This is a genomic window from Hydrogenophaga sp. ANAO-22 (assembly GCF_042466645.1).
Taxonomy (GTDB): domain Bacteria; phylum Pseudomonadota; class Gammaproteobacteria; order Burkholderiales; family Burkholderiaceae_C; genus Hydrogenophaga.
In genome coordinates, this window is sequence record NZ_CP159956.1 from 2943581 (window position 1) to 2961155 (window position 17575).

The window sequence follows — 17575 nt, forward strand, 5'->3', positions numbered from 1 at the left end:
CATGGACGCCGCCACCGTGGCAGCCGCCGACCCACGCGCCGCCCGCCTGCTCGGCCTGTGGAGCCGCCTGAGCGCCCAGCACGTCACGCTGGGCTCGGGTTGCGGCTGCGGCGTGGGCGGGGTCAGCGTCTCGCTGCAGGACTTCGAGCTCGACATCGCCGACTACCTCTGGGCCGAGAGCGAACGCCTGGGTGTGCAAAGCGTGGAAGCGTTTCTGCTGCAGCCCGGTCCCATCGCCGAACAGCAGCAGCCGGTGATGAACCTGCTCACGCGCCTGGAAGCGGGCGAGGCCGACGAGGCCGATGCCGACTGGCTGCTCACGCGGCTGGCGCGCACGCTCGAATCCTTCGCCAAGCTGCATGGCCCCATGGGCGAGATGTCATGACGAAGGCCGTGCCCGTCACCGTGCTCACCGGCTTCCTCGGCAGCGGCAAGACCACGCTGCTCAACCGCCTGCTGCGCGAGCCCGGCATGCACGGCACGGCCGTGGTCATCAACGAGTTCGGGTCCGTCGGGCTCGACCACGACCTGGTCGACCACACCGAAGAGAACATGGTGCTGCTGGCCAACGGCTGCATCTGCTGCACCATCCGGGGCGATCTGGTGGAGGCCTTCGAGCGCCTGGCCGCCACGCCCGCCGCGCAGCGCGGCGAGCTGCGCCACGTGGTGCTGGAGACCACCGGCCTGGCCGACCCCGCGCCCATCCTGCACACCCTCATGGGCGACCCGCGCCTGCAAGGCGCCTGGCGCCTGGCGGGCGTGGCCTGCACCGTGGACGCCTGCCACGCCATGGCCACGCTGGACCAGCACCCCGAAGCCGTGAAACAGGCCGCGGTGGCCGACCGCCTGCTGCTCACCAAGACCGACCTGCAGGCCGCGCCCGAGGCGCTGATGCAGCGCCTGCGCGACATCAACCCGCTGGCTGAGATCCGCACCGACGCCGGCGGCTCGCTGAATGCCCTGCAGGCCTTGCTCGCGCGCCCGGCCGCCGCCTTCACCGCCCTGCCTGACACCGGCCGATCGAGCTTCTTCCCCGCGTCCGGCGGGCCGGAAGCCAACCGGCACGACGACCGCATCCGCTCGCACGTCATCGTGCGCGATCAGCCGCTCTCGCGCGAAGGCTTCTTCGCCTGGCTGGACATGATCGCGAAGATGCGCGGCGACGACCTGCTGCGCGTCAAGGGCATCGTGCACCTGGACGACGACCCGGAGCACCCGCTCGTCATCCACGGCGTGCAGCACCTGTTCCACCCGCCCGAGATGCTGCCGCGCTGGCCCAGCGACGACCGGCGCACGCGCATCGTCTTCATCACGCGCGGCATCGATGCCGAAGACATCGACGCCACGCTGAGCGTTTTCGAGCGGCGCCGCGCGCGCCGTGCCCCTGCCCCTCAACCCGATTGATCACAAACCCGAAGGAGACAGACATGAAGTGGATGAAGCAATGCATGGCCGGCCTGGCGTTCGCCGCCGTGGGCGTGGCACCCGCCCTGGCCCAGGGGAAATTCCCCGACAACATGATCAAGCTCATCGTGCCCTTCGCGGCTGGCGGTGGCGTGGACGGCGCGGCGCGCCTGCTCGCCAAGCAGCTGCAGACCGACCTGGGCGTGACCGTGGTGGTGGACAACCGCGCCGGCGGCAGCGGCACCATCGGCGGCAAGGCGGTGCAGACCGCGCACCCCGACGGCTACACCCTGCTGTTCTCGGCCGCCACGCACGTGCTCGCCAGCCACGTGATGGCCACGCCGCCCTACGACCCGGTGACCGACTTCACCCCCGTGGCCCGCACCGGTGAGGCGCCGTTGCTCATCGTGATCCCGCCCACCGCGCCGCAGAAGAACCTGCGCGAGGTGATCGACGCGGCCGGCAAGTCCGGCAACAACTGGAACGCCGCCATCCCCGCGCTCGGCGCGCCCAGCCACTTGGCCACGCTGCTGCTGGCCAAGCAGGGCAAGGTCAACTTCACCATGACGCCCTACCGCGGCACCGCGCCCGCCGCCACCGACGTGGCCGGCGGCCACGTGCAACTGCTGGTGGACTCCATCATCTCGCTGCAACCCATGGCCAAGGGCGGCCGGGTCAAACCCATCGCCCAGACCGGCGCCAAGCGCAGCAGCATCGCCCCTGATGTGCCCACGGCCGCCGAGAGCGGCTACCCGGGCCTGGTGTACGTGTCCTGGTACGGCGTGTGGGCGCCCAAGGGCACGCCGGACGAGCGCGTGCAGTTCCTCAACAAGGCCATCAACAAAGCCACGGAAGAACTGGCCAAGGCCGGCTCGCTCGCCTCGCTGGGCGTGGAGCCGGTGGTGGAATCGGTGGACACCTTCCGCAAGTACATCGCCAGCGACGTGGCGCAGAGTGCGGGCTTGTTGAAGGAGGCGGGGTTCAAGCCGGAGTGAGGGGGCGCGGCCCGTCAGAACACCGACAGCCCGGTGCGCGAGGCGAAGAGTTCCAGCGCCTGCATGCCCAGCAGCGAGTTGCCCGTGGCATCCAGCGCGGGTGACCACACGCACAGGCTCAGGCGGTCGGGTACCACCGCCACGATGCCCCCGCCCACGCCGCTCTTGCAGGGCAGGCCGATCCGGAAGGCGAACTCCCCTGCCGCGTCGTAGGTGCCGCAGGTCAACATCAGCGCGTTGATCCGGCGCGTCTGGCGCTCGCTCAGCAGGGGCTCGCCGCTGAAAGGGTGGCGGCCGTCGCGGCACAGGAAGCCGGTGGCGCGCGCCAGCTGCAGGCAGCTCATGCGCACCGCGCAGTGGTGGAAATAGGCGTCCAGCACGGCCGCGACGTCGTTGTCGATCTTGCCGAAGCTCTTCATGAAGTTGCCCAGCGCGATGTTGCGAAAGCCCGTCGCGGCCTCCGATGCCGCCACCTCCTCGTCGAAGTACACCGGCTCGTTGCACAGGCTGGACACCAGCTCCAGCATGGCCGCCTTGGGGTCGCCCTGGCTGACCAGCCGGTCCGTGACGGCGATCGCGCCGGCGTTGATGAAGGGGTTGCGCGGCGTGCCCTGTTCGGCCTCCAGCTGCACCAGTGAGTTGAAGGGATTGCCGGAGGGTTCCCGCCCGATGCGTTCCCACAGGCGCTCGCCCATGGCTCGCATGCCCAGGGTCAGGGCGAAGAGTTTGGAAATGCTCTGGATCGAGAAGGGGGTGGCGCTGTCACCGGCCTGCGCCTCCTCGCCGTCGCAGGTGCGCAAGGCGATGCCGAACTGCGCCGCGGGCACGCGCGCCAGCGCGGGAATGTAGTCGGCCACCCGGCCTTGCGCCCCCAGGGTCGGGCGCAGGGTGGCGACGATGTCCTCGAGGATGGGCTGGAATTGCATGGGGCGATTGTCGGTCAGCGTGCGCCGAGCGTCGCCGCCAGATGGGGTGCCGTCGGGCTGCCGGGGCAGGCCGCCACCGCGTCGGGCGTGCCCGCCACGACGATGCGGCCGCCTTCATGGCCGGCGCCCGGCCCCACGTCGATCACCCAGTCGCTGGCGGCCACGACACGCATGTCGTGCTCCACCATCACCACCGTGTTGCCGGCGTCCACCAGTGCATTCAGCTGCGCCATCAGCCGATCCACATCGGCGGGATGCAGGCCGGTGGTGGGCTCGTCGAGCACGTAGAGCGTGTCCCCGCGGTTGGGCCGCTGCAGCTCCGTGGCCAGCTTGATGCGCTGTGCCTCGCCGCCGGAGAGTTCGGTGGCGGGCTGCCCCAGCCGCAGGTAGCCCAGGCCAATGTCCTGCAGCAGCTTCAAGGGCCGGTGGATCGCCGGGTCTTCCTGGAAGAAGGCCACGCCTTCCTCCACCGTCATGGCCAGCACCTCGGCGATGTTCTTGCCGCCATGGGTGATCTGCAAGGTTTTCTCGTTGTAGCGCTGCCCGCCGCAGGTGGCGCAGGGTGCGTACACGCTGGGCATGAAGAGCAGTTCCACGTGGACGAAACCTTCGCCTTCGCAGGTGTCGCAACGACCGCCCGGCACGTTGAACGAAAAGCGCCCTGCGCCCCATCGCCGCGACCGCGCCGCAGGCTCGGCGGCGAAGCGTTTTCGCACCGCATCGAACAGCCCCGTGTAAGTGGCGAGGTTGGAGCGCGGCGTGCGGCCGATCGGTTTCTGATCAACCCGCACCAGGCGGCGAAAGGCATCGGCACCGGCTTCGATCCGGCCGCCGCTCACCACCGTGCCGCCGACCTCGGCGTCCTCCGCCGTGTCGCCCGTGTCGCGCTGGGGCGGTTCATGGCCGAGGTGGTCCGCCATGAGGTCCACCAGGGCATGGCCCACCAGGCTCGACTTGCCCGAGCCGGAGACACCGGTCACCGCGCTCAGCACACCGATGGGGAAAGCCGCGTCGAGGCGGTGCAGGTTGTTGCAGCTGACGCCGGTCAGCTTCAGCCAGCCCCGCGGTGGGCGAACGGCCCGCCTGCGCGGCGGCGGCGCGGCGAAGAGGTGCCGCGCGGTGTGGGAGTCCGGCACGCGGCGCAGGCCCGCCGGCGGGCCGCTGTACAGCACGCGCCCGCCGTTCTCGCCCGCTTCGGGGCCCACGTCCACGATCCAGTCGGCGTGTTTCATCACCGCGAGATCGTGTTCGACCACGAAGAGCGAATTGCCGGCACGCTTGAGGCGGTCCAGTGCCGCCAGCAGCGCCACGCCGTCGGCGGGGTGAAGGCCTGCCGAGGGTTCGTCCAGCACGTAGAGCACGCCAAAGAGGTTCGCGTGGATCTGCGTGGCCAGCCGCACGCGCTGCAGTTCGCCCGACGACAGGGTGGGTGTCTGCCGGTCGAGCGACAGATAGCCCAGACCGATGTCCTCCAAGGTCTTGACGCGCTCCAGCACGTTCAGGGCGATCCGTTGTGCGGCGATGCGTTTCTCTTCCGAGAGGTGGGGCGTTCGCCGCACGTCGGGAGCGCCTTCATGACCCGGGCGCGGGGCCATGGCCCGGCGGGCGCGGCCCCTGGGCGTGGCCGCTGGCGCCGAGGTGGATGCGAGCCGGCCGGCGGCCGCCGGTTCAAGCACCTGCGCGAGCCGGGTCAATGGCAAGCGGGAGAGCTCGCCGATGTCCAGGCCGGCGAAGGTCACCGAGAGTGCCTCGGCCTTCAGGCGTTTGCCCTGGCACGAAGGACACACCGTGCCGGACATGAAGCGCGCCACGCGGCGCTTCATCAGTTCGCTGGAGGTCGTGGCAAAGGTCTGCAACACGTACTTGCGCGCGCCCGTGAAGGTGCCCTGGTAGCTCGGCTCCATCTTGCGGCGCAACGCGGCCCGCGTCTCGGCCGGGGTGAAGCCGGCGTACACCGGCACGGTGGGCTGCTCTTCGGTGAACAGGATCCAGTCCCGGTCCTTCCTGGGCAGATCGCGCCACGGCGTGTCGACGTCGTAACCCAGCGTGACCAGGATGTCGCGCAGGTTCTGCCCATGCCAGGCCGGCGGCCACGCGGCGATGGCGCGCTCGCGGATGCTCAGCGTGTCGTCGGGCACCATGGCCTTCTCGGTCACGTCGTAGACGAATCCCAGTCCCTGGCAGACCGGGCAGGCGCCCTGGGGCGTGTGGGGCGAAAAGTCCTCGGCGAACAGCATGGGCTGATCGCGCGGGTACCAACCGGCGCGCGAGTACAGCATGCGCAGCATGTTGGAGATCATCGAGACCGAACCGAGCGTGGAGCGCGAGCCCGCCGAGCCCCTGGGCTGCTGCAGCGCCACGGCGGGCGGCAGCCCTTCGATGCTGTCCACATCGGGCGTGCCGACCTGGTCGATCAGCCGGCGGGCGTAGGGCGACACCGAGTCGAAGTAGCGCCGCTGTGCCTCGGCATAGATGGTGCCAAACGCCAGCGAGGATTTGCCGGAGCCGGAGATGCCGGTGAAGACGACCAGTGCATTGCGGGGCGCGTCGACATCGACGTTCTTCAGGTTGTGTTCGCGTGCGCCGCGCACGCTGACGAACTCGAAGGTTTTGTTCACAGGCGCACTCTTGAAGTTGCCGGATCAAGCGAAGATCCGGTGCCCTACAGCTTGGCACAGTGGGAGGCGCGGCAACAGGGGGTGCTTGGCGGGGTCGTGTGTCGGAGGCGTCCGACGCGGCCGCCGCCGTTCGCCCTCGTCAGACGGCTTTTCGCGCCGCACCCACGCAGTTTCGTCGCAACGGGATCGCCAGGCGCCCTCGCCCCCGGCACAGTGCGTCCTCCCTCAACCCCTTCCTCGCGGAGCCCACCATGCTGCTGCAACTGCTCGCCAACCACCCCGAAGCCGTCGTCCCCGTCCTGCGCCAGACACCGTTGTGGGTGTGGGGCCTGCTCGTGGCGCTGCTCGCGCTGGGCGCCAGCCAGCTGCGCGAGCGCAGCGCCGGCCTGGCCCGCGTGTCGCTGATGCCCTTGGCGATGACGCTCTTCTCGGTCTCGGGCACGGTCTCGGCCTTCGGTGCGACGCCTCACCTGGCCCTGGCCATCTCGGCCTGGCTCATCGCCGCGGTGCTGACCTTCGCTCTGGTGGCGCGCGGCCGCGCCGATGGCGCCCAGTACGACCCGGCGCGGCGCCTGTACCGCCTGCCGGGCAGCGCCGTCCCGCTGGGCTTGATCGTGGGCATCTTTCTGGTGAAGTACGTGGTCGGGGTCGATCTCACCATGGCGCCGCAGCTGGTCCGGGACACGCCCTACGTGCTGAGCGTCGCGGCACTCTATGGCGCGTTCACGGGTGTCTTCATCGGCCGTGCCGCGCGCCTGTGGCGCCTGGCGGTGCGCCCCGGCAAAGCCCTTTATTCACTTAATGGTGAATAAAGGGCTGCGCGGGGGAGTTCGGGTACGCTGTGGCGGCATTGCCCGCCCCACTTTCCCCCGCACAAGGACCTCCGCCGTGACCGCCAGAAAGGCCCCTTCCGAGCCCAAGATCCGCGACGCCGAGCGCTCCAAGGCCGCCATCCTGGTCGCCGCGCGCGAGGAGTTCGCCCGCACCGGTCTGGGTGGCGCGCGCGTGGAGCGCATCGCCGAGAAGGCGGCGGTGGACAAGAAGCTCGTCTACTACTACTTCAAGGACAAGGACGGCCTCTTCGCCGCCGCGCTGGAAAGCGTCTACGCCGAGATCCGCAACGCCCAGCTCTACCTGGACCTGCAGGGCATGCCGCCGCTGATCGCGCTGCGCCGGCTGGTGGAATTCACCTGGGACTACTACATCGCCCACCCCGAGTTCATCACCCTGCTCAACAGCGAGAACCTGCACCTGGCGCGCCACCTGCACGGCTCGCAGCGCATCCGCGAGCTGAACTCGCCGCTGGTGCAGTCGCTGGGCGACATCCTGGAGCGCGGGCAGAAGGCCGGCCTGTTCCGCGCCGGCATCGACCCGGTGCAGCTCTACATCACCATCGCCGGCTGCTCGTACTTCTACCTCTCCAACATCCACACCCTCTCGGCCGGCTTCAACCGCGACTTCAAGGCGCCCAAGCAGCTCACGCAGCGCCTGGCCCACATCACCGAGGTGATCTCGGCGTTCGTGCTCGCGTAGCGGCTTTCTTCACTGCTCAGGGAAAACCAGGGGAAATCGGGGGCTTCACGCCCCTTTGCTTTTCCCTATAATTCTCCAATTGGTGAATAAAGAGCGAGAAAAGCCCATGCGAAAGATCGACAGTTACGCCCACATCCTGCCGCGCAAGTACTTCGAGCGCATGGCCGAGCTGGCCAAGGACAAAGGCGCCATCAAGCGCTGGCTGACGATTCCGGTGCTGTACGACCTGGACGCGCGCCTGAAGATGATGGAAGGCTTTCCGGAGTACCAGCAGATCCTCACGCTGTCGAACCCGCCCATCGAGCTGATCGCCGGCCCCGAAGACTCGCCCGCGCTGGCCCGCCTGGCCAACGAGGAGATGGCCAAGATCCGCGACGCGCACCCGGACAAGTTCCCCGCCTTCGTGGCCTCGCTGCCCATGAACAACCCGGCGGCGTGCCTGGAAGAAATGGACCACGCGATCAACACCCTGGGTGCGCGCGGCATCCAGGTGTTCACCAACGTGAACGGCCGCCCGCTGGACGAGCCGGAGTTCTGGCCCATCTTCGAGGCCGCCGTGAAGACCTACGACGTGCCGGTGTGGATGCACCCGGCGCGCGGCGCGAACATGGCCGACTACGCCTCGGAGAAGAAGTCCAAGTTCGAGATCTGGTGGACCTTCGGCTGGCCCTACGAGACCAGCGCGGCCATGACGCGCATGGTGTTCTCCGGCTTCTTCGACCGGCTGCCCGGGCTCAAGGTGATCACCCACCACATGGGCGCCATGATCCCGTTCTTCGACGGCCGTGTCGGCCCCGGCCTGGACCAGTTCGGCAGCCGCACCTCGGACGAAGACTACGAAGGCCTGCTCAAAAGCATGGCCAAGCGCCCGATCGACTACTTCCGCCTGTTCTACGCGGACACCGCGCTGGCCGGCGGGCGCGCGGGGCTGCAATGCGGGCTCGAGTTCTTCGGTGCGAAGCAGGTGGTGTTCGCGTCCGACTGCCCCTTCGATCCCGAAGGCGGCCCCATGTTCATCCGCACGATTCCAGAAGCCATCGACTCGCTCAAGCTGTCCGAAGAAGAGCGCGAGGGCATCTACTTCGGCAACGCGCTGCGCCTGCTGAAGATGCCCTGCTGCTAGTCGCCACACCCACCTTTCAAGGAGACACGACGATGAAGAACCCATGGATCCGCGCGCTGCTGGCCGGCCTGCTCGCCGCCACCGGCCTCGCGGCGCACGCCCAGACCTACCCCAACCGCCCGGTGCGCATCATCGTGCCCTACGTGCCCGGCGGCACGGTCGATCTGGTGGCGCGCGTGCTCGCGCAGCGCCTCACCGAGCAGATGGGCCAGCCCTTCGTGGTGGAGAACCGCGCGGGCGCCAGCGGCGTGATCGGCAGCGACCTCGTGGCCAAGGCCCCGGCCGACGGCTACACCCTGCTGGTGCAGTCGCCCACGCTGATCGCCAACCCGCTCATGGTGCGCAAGGTGCCCTACGACGTGGTCACCGACTTCACGCCGGTCTCCTTCCTCGGCTCCGTGCCCATGGTGGTGGCGGCGCATCCCAGCGTGCCGGCCGACGACCTGAAGCACTTCCTCGAAGCCGCGCGCGCCAAGCCGCAGGGCTTCAGCCTGGGCACCTCGGCCATCGGTTCGCCCATGCACGTCTCGCTCGAAGCCATCAAGTTCGGCGGCAAGCTGGAGATGCCCATCGTCGCCTACCGCGGCACGGCGGCGGCGCTGAACGACCTGCTCGGCGGCCAGATCAGCGTGATCATCGACGCCCTGCCGTCCACCGCGCCGCACATCGCCAGCGGCAAGCTCAAGGCCCTGGCCGTCACCACCAAGGCCCGCCTGCCCAGCATGCCGAACGTGCCCACCGTGGCCGAGTCCGGCATCCCCGGTTTCGAGATGGTGACCTGGTACGGCCTGTGGGCGCCGGGCAAGCTGCCCGAGGTCATCAGCAAGCGGCTCACGGAAGAAAGTGCCAAGGCCATGCGCTCGGCGCTGGTGACCGAGCGCCTGGGCGCGCAGGGCTTCATCGCCGCGCCCATGGGGCCGGCGCAGTTCGCGCCCTACATCACCAAGGAAATCGCGACCTATGCGCGCATCGTGCGCGACGCGAAGATCCAGATCGACTGAGGACGCGGGGCGGTCCGGGGTTCACCAGAACTTCAGCTTCGCCATGAGCTGCTCGAACGCGGTGCGAAAGCCGGCGTCGCGACTCAGGAGTTGGTGGCCCCAAGAGAGCCTCTCGTAGCAGCAGGGCGAGCCGTTCTGAAAGGCATGCAGGATCTGGTACAGCTCCCGCTTCGAGGCCTTGTTCATGTGCCGTGAAGCGCCCGCGAGCAGATTCAGGTAGGCCAGCGCGGTTGCGGTGCGCAAAGGAACCTCTTCTTCGCGGGTGAGCAGATCGAGCATGGTCTCGTTGTTCAACGCCAAGCTCCACAGCTTCGCCGCCTGCTCGGCATCCTCATTGATCGCTTCCTGGAAGTTCTCATGCACCTCTGTGGTGTGCAGCCATTGTGCAAGCCATTCGATGGCCTGCACGTGGCCCCATTGCACCGCCATGGTCAGGGCGCGCCGCACCTCCGTGTGCATGTGAGCGAAGGCGTTCCAGTTCCTGATCGTTTTCAGTGCCGCCGCCATTTCATGCACGGTGCCGTTGGCCAGGGCCTCCACGAAGCTTTCCAGAAGCGTTATGTCGTCCGACTCGATGAAGTGACCTGCCCAAGCTTTGGCCAGTGTCCGGTTGCCGATGTCCATGGACAGTACGTTCGCCGATTTGACGATGTAGTCCAGCGCGTCATAGACCGCGATGCTGTGGCTTGAAAGTCTGTCGGGCGAGGTCTTGATGTGCAGGGCATTGCCGGAAACATTGGGGTCGTACAGCCAGACCTTGTCAATCCCATCGTCCTCCTTCTCGAGCAACACGGCCATCTCGTGGCCGTGAGCATGGAGGTCTTTCGGGATGTTCCAGCAGATCAAGTGTCCTTGGCGCTCACCCGGTTTCATGCACGAGAGCAGGCGCACGAGGAGGCGGCCGAAGTGTTGTGGCGTGAACTGGACACGGCTGTCGCTGCTGTCGCACACGTGCTCGTAATGCAGATGCTCCAGTGTGTCGACGTCGAAGGGGTAGGTGCCTTCGGCCACGTTGCACAAGAACTGCTTGAAGCATTCGCAACCTTGCATGAAGGCCATGGTCGCTTCCCACGCCATGTGGCGGCACAACGCGTCCCGGATCTTGCCGTTTTGATTCACCAGCGAGTTCACGTGCAGACCTCGGTAGGGAGCGGGCTTCCCGACCTGGTACACCTTGGATACCCTCCCCGGAACCTGCCAGATGTGGTTCTTGTGCTTCGCGCTCTTTTCGGCGACGTGGGTGTGGAACGATTTTCTGCGTTGGTCACTTGGGGCGCCGCTGAACCACTCGGGCGGCAGCCCCGTGTCGAGCGCCAGCATCGTGGCGCGTTCCCAGCGGTCCTGGCCACGATGCCCGTGCATCGGTTTGCCCAGCAAGGTGGCGAAGGCATCCCGCACCTCGCGGTTCCACAGCAGGACGGCCACGGACTCCGGGTGGTCCATGACCAACTCAAGACAGAGGTCGGCGGTTTGCTTGGGGTCTTGGATGGGAAAGCGGGAGAGGGTGGCGATCTCGCCCTTTCGCATCAGCAGACGCAGTGCCACGCGCTCGTCTGATGAATCATCTTCTTCTTGATGTCGCAGGTCTTGGTATTCGGTGTCGAATGCGTATCGGGTATCCAGTGAGTACATCTCGTCATGAACGGTCGCGAACCAGGCGCTTTGCGCTGAAGGCCTGTCAAAAAAACTCCCATGGCGGCATGAGTACCGCGCTGTCGACCGAAAGTTCTATGCCGATTTTTTGCCATGTCGCGCATACCCTCCCCCCGTAAACTCTCAGCCATGTCACTCCAAATCGTCGTCTACTCCAAGTCCGCCTGCCCGCAATGCGAGTCGGCCAAGATGCTGCTGAAATCCCGTTCGCTCGGTTTCGAGGAAATCAAGATCGACGACGAGGCCGAACGCATGGCCTTCTACGAAAAGTGCGGGCCCTCCGTGCGGCAGATGCCGCAGATCTTCATCAACGACCAGCGCGTGGGTGGCCTGCAGGGGCTGCAGGCGGCGCTGGCGCAACTGAGCCGGTAAGGCCGCCCGTCGTTGTAGCGCGTTGTCCGACAGCCTTCGGGGCGTCGGGCGGGCCCAATGGGGGTTTGCAAGGAGATCGCCATGAAGCTCGAAGGCTCTTGCCATTGCGGGCGCGTGACCTTCTCGGTCGACTCGGCCGAGCCCGTGCCCTTCATGCGGTGTTACTGCTCCATCTGCCGCAAGACCGCGGGCACCGGTGGTTACGCGATCAACCTGGGCGCCGACCACCGCACGCTGAAGGTGAAAGGCAAACGGCACCTGCGCGTCTACCAGGCCAGCATCACCGAGGGCGACGAGGTGCGGCAGAGCACCGGCCAGCGCCATTTCTGCGGCGTGTGCGGCACCGCGCTCTGGCTGTACGACCCGAGCTGGCCCGAGCTGGTGCACCCGCACGCGGGCGCCATCGACACGCCCTTGCCCGAGCCGCCCGCGAACGTGCACATCCTGCTGGACTCCAAAGCCCCGTGGGTGCGCGTGGAAGGCCGCAAGGGCGACCAGCGCTTTGACGGGTACCCCGACTTCTCGCTCAAGGACTGGCACAGGCAGCACGCCAGAAAGTCCAAGGCATCCTGAGCCGGCGCCGCATGGACACCCTGTCAATCGATGGCATCCGCGTGGCGGTGCGCCTTGCGGGCGACTCCCACCGGCCGGCCTTGTTGCTGCTGCACGGCTTCCCCAGTTCGTCGGTGTCCTTCCGCAACGTCATCGACGGGCTGGCGCAGGACTGTTTCGTCATCGCGCCCGATCTGCCCGGCTTCGGGCATTCCGAGCCCATCGATCCCCCGTCCTTCGCGGGCTTCGCAGACCTCATCGAGCGGCTGCTGCAGCGACTGGGCGTCGCCCGCTTCCACCTCTACCTGCACGACTTCGGCGCGGCCGTGGGGCTGCACCTCGCGACCCGCTCACCGGGCCGCATCCGCAGCCTCATCGTCCAGAACGCCAACGCGCATGAAAGCGGCATGGGCCCGGCCTGGGCGGACACGAAGGCCTACTGGCAGGACCCCACGCCCGAGCGCGCCGCCGCGGCCACGACGCACCTGACCCGGGCGGGCACGCGCGACCAGTACGTGGGGGGTGTGCCCGACGACATCGCGCGGCGCATCGATTCGAGCGTGTGGGAAGAGGACTGGCGCGTCATGTCGTTGCCCGGGCGCATCGAGATGCACCGCCAGCTCGTGCTCGACTACGGCCAGCACCACGCGCGCTTTGGCGAGATCGCCGACTGCCTGGCCCGCTGGCAACCCCCGGCGCTGATGCTCTGGGGCCGGCACGACGTCTTTTTCGAACTGGCCGAAACGCTTTCGTGGATGAAGGCCCTGCCGCGCATGGAAGCCCACATCCTGGACGGGCCGCATTTTCTGCTGGAGACGCACGCCGCCGAATGCGCCGCGCTGATGCGCGATTTCATCCGCCGCTGCGAGCGGGCCGCTGGAACGGCCGCCTGAACGGGCCAACCGTTCGGGCCGTCAGGCGGTCATCTGGTCGATGCGCTTCTCCATGTCCAGCAGGCCCATCAGACCCAGTGCGCCGCTGGAAATGCCCAGGTAGATCAGCGCGTTCCAGGGAGACTGGTCCTGGCCCAGGGCTACCGCCAGATGCAGGAGAGAGGCGATGGCCGCCATGCCGGCCACCGTGATCACGCACAGCTTGAAAAATTCTTTCATCGCCATCTCCTTGAATCAACGGTAACGGTCCGTGACAGCAGGAGACGAGTGTGGATTTGAACCTCGGGCGACTCTGTAGGAAGACCAAAAATGCGGATGTAGGAGATGTCCCACACGACAAAACCCCTCCGAGAGGGAGGGGCGGGCGGCCCGGGGGGCTCAGGCGGCCAGCATCCAGCGCGGGGGGCTGGGTTGTTGAGGCGCGTGCTCTTCGGCCGTGCCGAGCTGCACCACGCGCAAGCCTTCGGGCAGCCGGGAGGACGAACGCGGGTAGAGGTACGGGCACTCGTCGAGCCACAGGTCGGGCTGGTTCTGCAGGTTCTTCACGCAGCTGTTGAAGATCAGCCCTTCGGCAAAGCCGGGTTGTTCACCAAAAATCTTGTAGATAAACACGAAAGCACTCCCAGAAGCAATTGGACAAGGGATGGGTCGCATGCACTTGAAACTTCTTTCGCACATGCTGCCACCGTTGCGCGGCAAGAATATGACGCAGGACGCGATCGCCGTGTAGGAGTTGTGGCAATTTTCACGAGGGAGAACGGGAAACGGCGAACGGCAGGGGGGCCGGTTCGACCCCGCGGCACCAGGGGGCTCGGTTGCAGTAGCGTTATATTCGGCTGCATATATCGAAAGCGCCCACCGCATGCCATCCCCCACTGCCCATCCCGGTCACCGTCTGCACTGGGTCTGTCTCGCCCCCCATCTGCAGGGCATGGTGCTGCGCACCTGCCTGCCCGCGCACGGCCTGCGGCAGCTCATGGCGCCCTTCACCGACGTGCTGAACCCGTCGGACTTCGCGCTGCGGTGCGAGGCCGCGCGGCTCGCCTCGCAGCACGCCGGTGTGGCTCGCGCCTTGCAGGGCCTGTGGGAAGCGGCCAGGGACGCGCGGGAGCGGGCCGAGTCGCTGTCGTCGGCGCTGATGTTCCAGGTCGGTCGCCGGGAGCAGGCCGAAGTCGCCACGCTCGCCGCCGAGGCCAACGCCTTGCGCCTGGAGCAGGAAACGATCCAGCTCCAGCTCCAGGTCCAGCTCGGCGAACTCGGGCGCGAGCTGACGGTGGTGGAAGAACAGCTGCGCGGCTGGATGAACGGCGAAGGCACCGAACCCACGTCGCTCGGGCCGCTCATCCGTGGCCGCAAGCTGCTCTACGTGGGCGGGCGCCCCAGCGCCAACCCGTCCATCCGCGCGCTGGTGGAGCGGCACAGCGGCGAGTACCGGCGGCATGAAGGCAGCGTGATCGACCCGCGCAACGAACGGCTGCTGGCCGCGCTGGCCTGGGCCGACCTCGTTGTCGCGCCGCTGGACTGCGTGGACCGCGAATCCGCCGTGGCGCTGCAGCGCGCCTGCCAGCACAACGGCCTGGACTATGTGCCGCTGCGCACCGCCAGCGTCGCCAGTTTTGCCGCCGGCCTGTGCACCACCATGGCCCTGCCTCGCGTGTCGGCGCCGGTCAACAGGCTCTGCCTGCGGCACGGCTGAGCCGGCGTCACGCCCCGCGGCCGCCTCAGGGGATCGGGCGGTCGTCGCCCACGTTCATGCTGATGCGCTCCAGCACGTGGATGCAGGCGTCCACCTCCTCGGGCGGGATGCCCTGCAGCATGGTCTCCAGGAAGCGCTTGCGCTTCTCCAGAATGCCCTGCACCAGCTTGTCGCCCAGCGGGGACAGCGAGACGCGCGTCAGCCGGTTGTCGGCCGGATCGTCTTCGCGAACGATCAGCTTCTCCGCCTCCAGTGCCTTGAGCTGGCGGGTGATCGACCCGGGATCGACGCGGATCTCCGAGATCAGCGCCTTCTGCGTGCAGCCCCGCTGCCGGTGGATCAGAAAGAGCAGCCGCCAGCGCGCGGCCGTGACGCCCGTGCTCTCCTCGAAGGCGTTGGTGGCGGCGTGGTAGGCCTTGCCCAGCCACAGGAAGATGGTGCTCTGGACGGGCGGTGACTTGGCTTTCTTGGTCATGTCGTCGGTGCGTGCTAGGTACTTTCCATTATCGATCGAAAAATTGCTTGCCACAAGCAATTGATTGCCGGATACTCCCTTCATTACTTGGCGCAGGCAACCATTGGAGCGGGCAAATGATTGAGGTGGTGGACAGGATCGCCCTGACGATCCGGGCGGACAACGACAACCCTTTTCTTCAGGGCCCGTTCACGCCCAACGCGAACGAGTACACGGCCGACACCGACAGCCTGCAGGTGATCGGCGAGATCCCGAAGGACCTGCACGGCATCTACGTGCGCAACACGCACAACCAGGTGCACGAACCGCTGGGCATCTACCACCCGTTCGATGGCGACGGCATGCTGCACGCGGTGCATTTCGAGAACGGCCGCGCCACCTACCGCAACCGCCTGGTGCGCACCACCGGCTACCTGGCGGAGAAGGGCGCGGGCCATTCCCTGTGGCCGGGGCTGCTGCAGCCGCACCTGGCCTCGCGGCGCGGCTGGGGCGCCATCGGCGCGATGAAGGACAACGCGGGCACCGACGTGATCTGCCACGCGGGCAAGCTGATCGCCAGCATGTCGCAAGGCAGCGAACCCTGGCGCCTGGACCCGCGCACGCTGGAGACGCTCGGGCCCGACGCCAACTGGGCGCGCAAGGTGCCCGAGGGCGTGAGCTCGCACTACAAGGTCGACCCGGAAACCGGGGAGATGATGTTCTTCAACTACCCCGAGAAATGGCCGTACATGCACTACGGCGTGGTGGACCGCCACAACCAGCTGGTGCACTACGTGCCGATCGAGCTGCCGGGCGCGCGCTGGCCGCACGACCAGGGCATCACGAAGCACTACACCATCCTGCACGACCTGCCGCTGTACTTCGACCCGGTCAAGCTCAAGACCGGCGAGCACGATCTGGTGTTCAACCGCGACCAGGCGGCGCGCTTCGGCGTCATCCCGCGCCATGGGGACAGCAGCCAGGTGCGCTGGTTCGAGGCCAAGCCCTGCTTCATCCTCCACCTCTCGAACTGCTACGAAGACGGCGACGAGGTGGTGATGGACGGCTGCATCATGCCGGACTTCAAGAAGATCCCGGTGAGCGCCGACATGAACGTGTACGACCGCATCCTGGCCAACCTCGACAAGCACCACAACAAGACCTTGATGCACCGCTGGCGCTTCAACCTGAAGACCGGCCAGACCACCGAGCAGTACCTCGACGACGAGGTCACCGAGTTCCCGGTCTGCAGCAACGATTGCGTGGGCCGCCCTTACCGCTACAGCTACAACGTGCTGTACAAGCCCGGCGACTGGCTGTTCGCCGGCCTCAAGCGCTTCGACCTGCTCACCGGCGCGGCGCAGCGCTACGAATACGGCGAGGGCCGCTACGGCAGCGAGCCGCAGGTGGCGCGCCGCCTGGGCGCGAAGGCCGAGGACGACGGCTACGTCGTCGTCATGGTGGCCGACATGCGCCAGAACCGCTCCGAGGTGCTGGTGCTCGACGCGGCCGACGTCGCGCGCGGCCCGCTGGCCACCATCGTGCTGCCCGAGCGCATGTGCGTCGGCACCCACGCCTGCTGGGTCGAGGGCGACCGCATCGACGGCGAACACCGCGACCCGGCCGCGCTGGCGTGAGCACCATGTCCTCGCATCCCCTCGTGCTCCTGCACGGTCTGAACACCACCGCCGCGGTCTTCGATGGCGTGCGAAGCGCCCTGCCTTCCACCCTCGCGGTGCACACGCCCGAACTGCCGGCCCTGGCCGACGTCGACGCGATCGCCGCCGCGCTTCTCAAGACGCTGCCCGCGCGTTTTCACCTCGTCGGCTTCTCCTTCGGGGGTTACGTCGCGCTGGCCATGCGGGCGCTGGCCCCCGAGCGCCTGAGCGGCCTGGGCCTGGTCTGCAGCGGGCCCCAGGCCGACACGGCGGCGCAGGCCGCCGCGCGCCGCCAGGCCATCGGCACGGCGGCGAACGGTGGCCACGCCCAGCTGGTCGCGGCGCAGACCGCGTCCGCCTTCCACCCCGACAGCCTGGGCGATGCGCCGCTGATGCAGCGGCGCACGGCCATGGTGGCCGCCTACGGCGCCGAGCGCTTCATGGCGCACCAGGAAGCCAGCCTCGCGCGGCCCGAGCGCGGGGCCCTGCTCGACGGCCGCGTGCCCACGCTGATCGTGGCCGGCTCGCACGACAAGCTGTTCGCGCCCGAGCACCAGCGCGCGCTCGCGCAGGGCATTCCGGGGGCCGAATTCCACACCGTGCCCGGCGCCGGCCACCTGCTTCCCCTGGAGCAGCCCGAGGCGCTGGCGGCCCATCTGGCGCGCTGGGTCGCCGCCACGTCCTCTCTTTGAACCAA

At 67.7% G+C, this 17575-nt stretch carries 19 protein-coding genes; 13 read left to right on the forward strand and 6 right to left on the reverse strand.

Annotated features, from left to right (window positions below; all coding sequences use genetic code 11):
- Nucleotide 1: 1 nt before the first annotated feature.
- Genes ABSY19_RS14185 through ABSY19_RS14195 form a run of 3 tightly spaced genes read left to right on the forward strand, consistent with a single transcriptional unit; the run spans nt 2 to nt 2399 of the window.
- Complete coding sequence (locus tag ABSY19_RS14185; RefSeq protein WP_382152364.1) at nt 2-385, forward strand: hypothetical protein; 384 nt, start codon at nt 2-4, stop codon at nt 383-385.
- Nucleotides 382-1404, forward strand: coding sequence for a CobW family GTP-binding protein (locus ABSY19_RS14190; RefSeq protein ID WP_382152367.1), 1023 nt, complete (start codon nt 382-384; stop codon nt 1402-1404). The genes ABSY19_RS14185 and ABSY19_RS14190 overlap by 4 nt, the downstream gene beginning before the upstream one ends.
- Nucleotides 1405-1427: 23 nt before the next feature.
- The gene (locus ABSY19_RS14195) at nt 1428-2399 is read left to right on the forward strand and encodes a Bug family tripartite tricarboxylate transporter substrate binding protein (RefSeq protein WP_382152369.1); all 972 of its coding nucleotides are present in this window, start codon (nt 1428-1430) and stop codon (nt 2397-2399) included.
- Between the two features lie 14 nt (nt 2400-2413).
- Here the strand turns inward: ABSY19_RS14195 and ABSY19_RS14200 are convergent, their stop codons facing one another.
- The gene (locus ABSY19_RS14200) at nt 2414-3325 is read right to left on the reverse strand and encodes a glutaminase (protein ID WP_382152372.1); all 912 of its coding nucleotides are present in this window, start codon (nt 3323-3325) and stop codon (nt 2414-2416) included.
- Nucleotides 3326-3339: 14 nt separating this feature from the next.
- Complete coding sequence (locus ABSY19_RS14205) at nt 3340-5943, reverse strand: excinuclease ABC subunit A (protein ID WP_382152375.1); 2604 nt, start codon at nt 5941-5943, stop codon at nt 3340-3342.
- A 251-nt stretch (nt 5944-6194) separates the two neighbouring features.
- On the opposite strand from ABSY19_RS14205, the gene ABSY19_RS14210 reads away from it, so the two are divergent.
- From ABSY19_RS14210 to ABSY19_RS14225, 4 genes are all read left to right on the forward strand, one after another.
- Complete coding sequence (locus tag ABSY19_RS14210) at nt 6195-6755, forward strand: DUF6622 family protein (RefSeq protein WP_382152379.1); 561 nt, start codon at nt 6195-6197, stop codon at nt 6753-6755.
- A gap of 76 nt (nt 6756-6831) precedes the next feature.
- Nucleotides 6832-7476 carry a TetR/AcrR family transcriptional regulator gene (locus ABSY19_RS14215; RefSeq protein ID WP_382152382.1) on the forward strand — a complete coding sequence of 215 codons (645 nt, stop codon included), beginning with the start codon at nt 6832-6834 and terminating at the stop codon, nt 7474-7476.
- A 106-nt stretch (nt 7477-7582) separates the two neighbouring features.
- Nucleotides 7583-8599, forward strand: a complete 1017-nt coding sequence (locus tag ABSY19_RS14220; RefSeq protein ID WP_382152385.1) for an amidohydrolase family protein — start codon at nt 7583-7585, stop codon at nt 8597-8599.
- Nucleotides 8600-8631: 32 nt separating this feature from the next.
- Complete coding sequence (locus ABSY19_RS14225; RefSeq protein WP_382152388.1) at nt 8632-9600, forward strand: Bug family tripartite tricarboxylate transporter substrate binding protein; 969 nt, start codon at nt 8632-8634, stop codon at nt 9598-9600.
- Between the two features lie 21 nt (nt 9601-9621).
- On the opposite strand, the gene ABSY19_RS14230 is transcribed toward ABSY19_RS14225, so the two are convergent.
- Nucleotides 9622-11145 carry a hypothetical protein gene (locus tag ABSY19_RS14230; protein ID WP_382152390.1) on the reverse strand — a complete coding sequence of 508 codons (1524 nt, stop codon included), beginning with the start codon at nt 11143-11145 and terminating at the stop codon, nt 9622-9624.
- A 237-nt stretch (nt 11146-11382) separates the two neighbouring features.
- Here ABSY19_RS14230 and ABSY19_RS14235 point away from each other — a divergent pair, with 237 nt between their 5' ends.
- The 3 genes from ABSY19_RS14235 (at nt 11383) to ABSY19_RS14245 (ending at nt 13070) form a co-directional block, all read left to right on the forward strand.
- Complete coding sequence (locus ABSY19_RS14235; RefSeq protein WP_382152393.1) at nt 11383-11625, forward strand: glutaredoxin domain-containing protein; 243 nt, start codon at nt 11383-11385, stop codon at nt 11623-11625.
- An 81-nt stretch (nt 11626-11706) separates the two neighbouring features.
- Nucleotides 11707-12198 (forward strand): GFA family protein, encoded by a 492-nt coding sequence (locus ABSY19_RS14240; protein ID WP_382152396.1) that lies wholly within the window; start codon nt 11707-11709, stop codon nt 12196-12198.
- An 11-nt stretch (nt 12199-12209) separates the two neighbouring features.
- On the forward strand, nt 12210-13070 hold the full coding sequence (locus tag ABSY19_RS14245; protein WP_382152398.1) for an alpha/beta fold hydrolase: 861 nt from the start codon (nt 12210-12212) through the stop codon (nt 13068-13070).
- Nucleotides 13071-13091: 21 nt separating this feature from the next.
- Here ABSY19_RS14245 and ABSY19_RS14250 read toward each other — a convergent pair whose 3' ends face one another.
- Nucleotides 13092-13289, reverse strand: a complete 198-nt coding sequence (locus ABSY19_RS14250) for a hypothetical protein (protein ID WP_382152400.1) — start codon at nt 13287-13289, stop codon at nt 13092-13094.
- A 159-nt stretch (nt 13290-13448) separates the two neighbouring features.
- Nucleotides 13449-13682: a hypothetical protein gene (locus ABSY19_RS14255; RefSeq protein WP_382152402.1), complete on the reverse strand. Its 234-nt coding sequence runs from the start codon at nt 13680-13682 to the stop codon at nt 13449-13451.
- 250 nt (nt 13683-13932) lie between these two features.
- Here ABSY19_RS14255 and ABSY19_RS14260 point away from each other — a divergent pair, with 250 nt between their 5' ends.
- Nucleotides 13933-14766: a DUF2325 domain-containing protein gene (locus ABSY19_RS14260; protein WP_382152405.1), complete on the forward strand. Its 834-nt coding sequence runs from the start codon at nt 13933-13935 to the stop codon at nt 14764-14766.
- A 25-nt stretch (nt 14767-14791) separates the two neighbouring features.
- Here the strand turns inward: ABSY19_RS14260 and ABSY19_RS14265 are convergent, their stop codons facing one another.
- A complete protein-coding gene (locus ABSY19_RS14265; protein WP_382152407.1) occupies nt 14792-15241 on the reverse strand; it encodes a MarR family winged helix-turn-helix transcriptional regulator in 450 nt (149 codons plus the stop codon).
- A 116-nt stretch (nt 15242-15357) separates the two neighbouring features.
- Between ABSY19_RS14265 and ABSY19_RS14270 the strand changes: the two genes are divergently transcribed.
- Together ABSY19_RS14270 and ABSY19_RS14275 are read left to right on the forward strand one after the other, a co-directional pair.
- Complete coding sequence (locus ABSY19_RS14270) at nt 15358-16857, forward strand: carotenoid oxygenase family protein (protein WP_382152411.1); 1500 nt, start codon at nt 15358-15360, stop codon at nt 16855-16857.
- 5 nt (nt 16858-16862) lie between these two features.
- A complete protein-coding gene (locus ABSY19_RS14275; RefSeq protein ID WP_382152413.1) occupies nt 16863-17570 on the forward strand; it encodes an alpha/beta fold hydrolase in 708 nt (235 codons plus the stop codon).
- Nucleotides 17571-17575 lie beyond the last annotated feature (5 nt).

Excerpts from the sequence above, each read along its gene's own strand:
- ABSY19_RS14210 (WP_382152379.1), top strand. The coding sequence starts at position 6,195 with ATGCTGCTGCAACTGCTCGCCAACCACCCCGAAGCCGTCGTCCCCGTC.
- ABSY19_RS14240 (WP_382152396.1), top strand. The coding sequence starts at position 11,707 with ATGAAGCTCGAAGGCTCTTGCCATTGCGGGCGCGTGACCTTCTCGGTC.
- ABSY19_RS14270 (WP_382152411.1), top strand. The coding sequence starts at position 15,358 with ATGATTGAGGTGGTGGACAGGATCGCCCTGACGATCCGGGCGGACAAC.
- ABSY19_RS14265 (WP_382152407.1), bottom strand. The coding sequence starts at position 15,241 with ATGACCAAGAAAGCCAAGTCACCGCCCGTCCAGAGCACCATCTTCCTG.
- ABSY19_RS14185 (WP_382152364.1), top strand. The coding sequence starts at position 2 with ATGGACGCCGCCACCGTGGCAGCCGCCGACCCACGCGCCGCCCGCCTG.
- ABSY19_RS14250 (WP_382152400.1), bottom strand. The coding sequence starts at position 13,289 with ATGAAAGAATTTTTCAAGCTGTGCGTGATCACGGTGGCCGGCATGGCG.
- ABSY19_RS14220 (WP_382152385.1), top strand. The coding sequence starts at position 7,583 with ATGCGAAAGATCGACAGTTACGCCCACATCCTGCCGCGCAAGTACTTC.
- ABSY19_RS14235 (WP_382152393.1), top strand. The coding sequence starts at position 11,383 with ATGTCACTCCAAATCGTCGTCTACTCCAAGTCCGCCTGCCCGCAATGC.
- ABSY19_RS14200 (WP_382152372.1), bottom strand. The coding sequence starts at position 3,325 with ATGCAATTCCAGCCCATCCTCGAGGACATCGTCGCCACCCTGCGCCCG.
- ABSY19_RS14260 (WP_382152405.1), top strand. The coding sequence starts at position 13,933 with ATGCCATCCCCCACTGCCCATCCCGGTCACCGTCTGCACTGGGTCTGT.
- ABSY19_RS14225 (WP_382152388.1), top strand. The coding sequence starts at position 8,632 with ATGAAGAACCCATGGATCCGCGCGCTGCTGGCCGGCCTGCTCGCCGCC.
- ABSY19_RS14195 (WP_382152369.1), top strand. The coding sequence starts at position 1,428 with ATGAAGTGGATGAAGCAATGCATGGCCGGCCTGGCGTTCGCCGCCGTG.
- ABSY19_RS14190 (WP_382152367.1), top strand. The coding sequence starts at position 382 with ATGACGAAGGCCGTGCCCGTCACCGTGCTCACCGGCTTCCTCGGCAGC.
- ABSY19_RS14245 (WP_382152398.1), top strand. The coding sequence starts at position 12,210 with ATGGACACCCTGTCAATCGATGGCATCCGCGTGGCGGTGCGCCTTGCG.
- ABSY19_RS14275 (WP_382152413.1), top strand. The coding sequence starts at position 16,863 with ATGTCCTCGCATCCCCTCGTGCTCCTGCACGGTCTGAACACCACCGCC.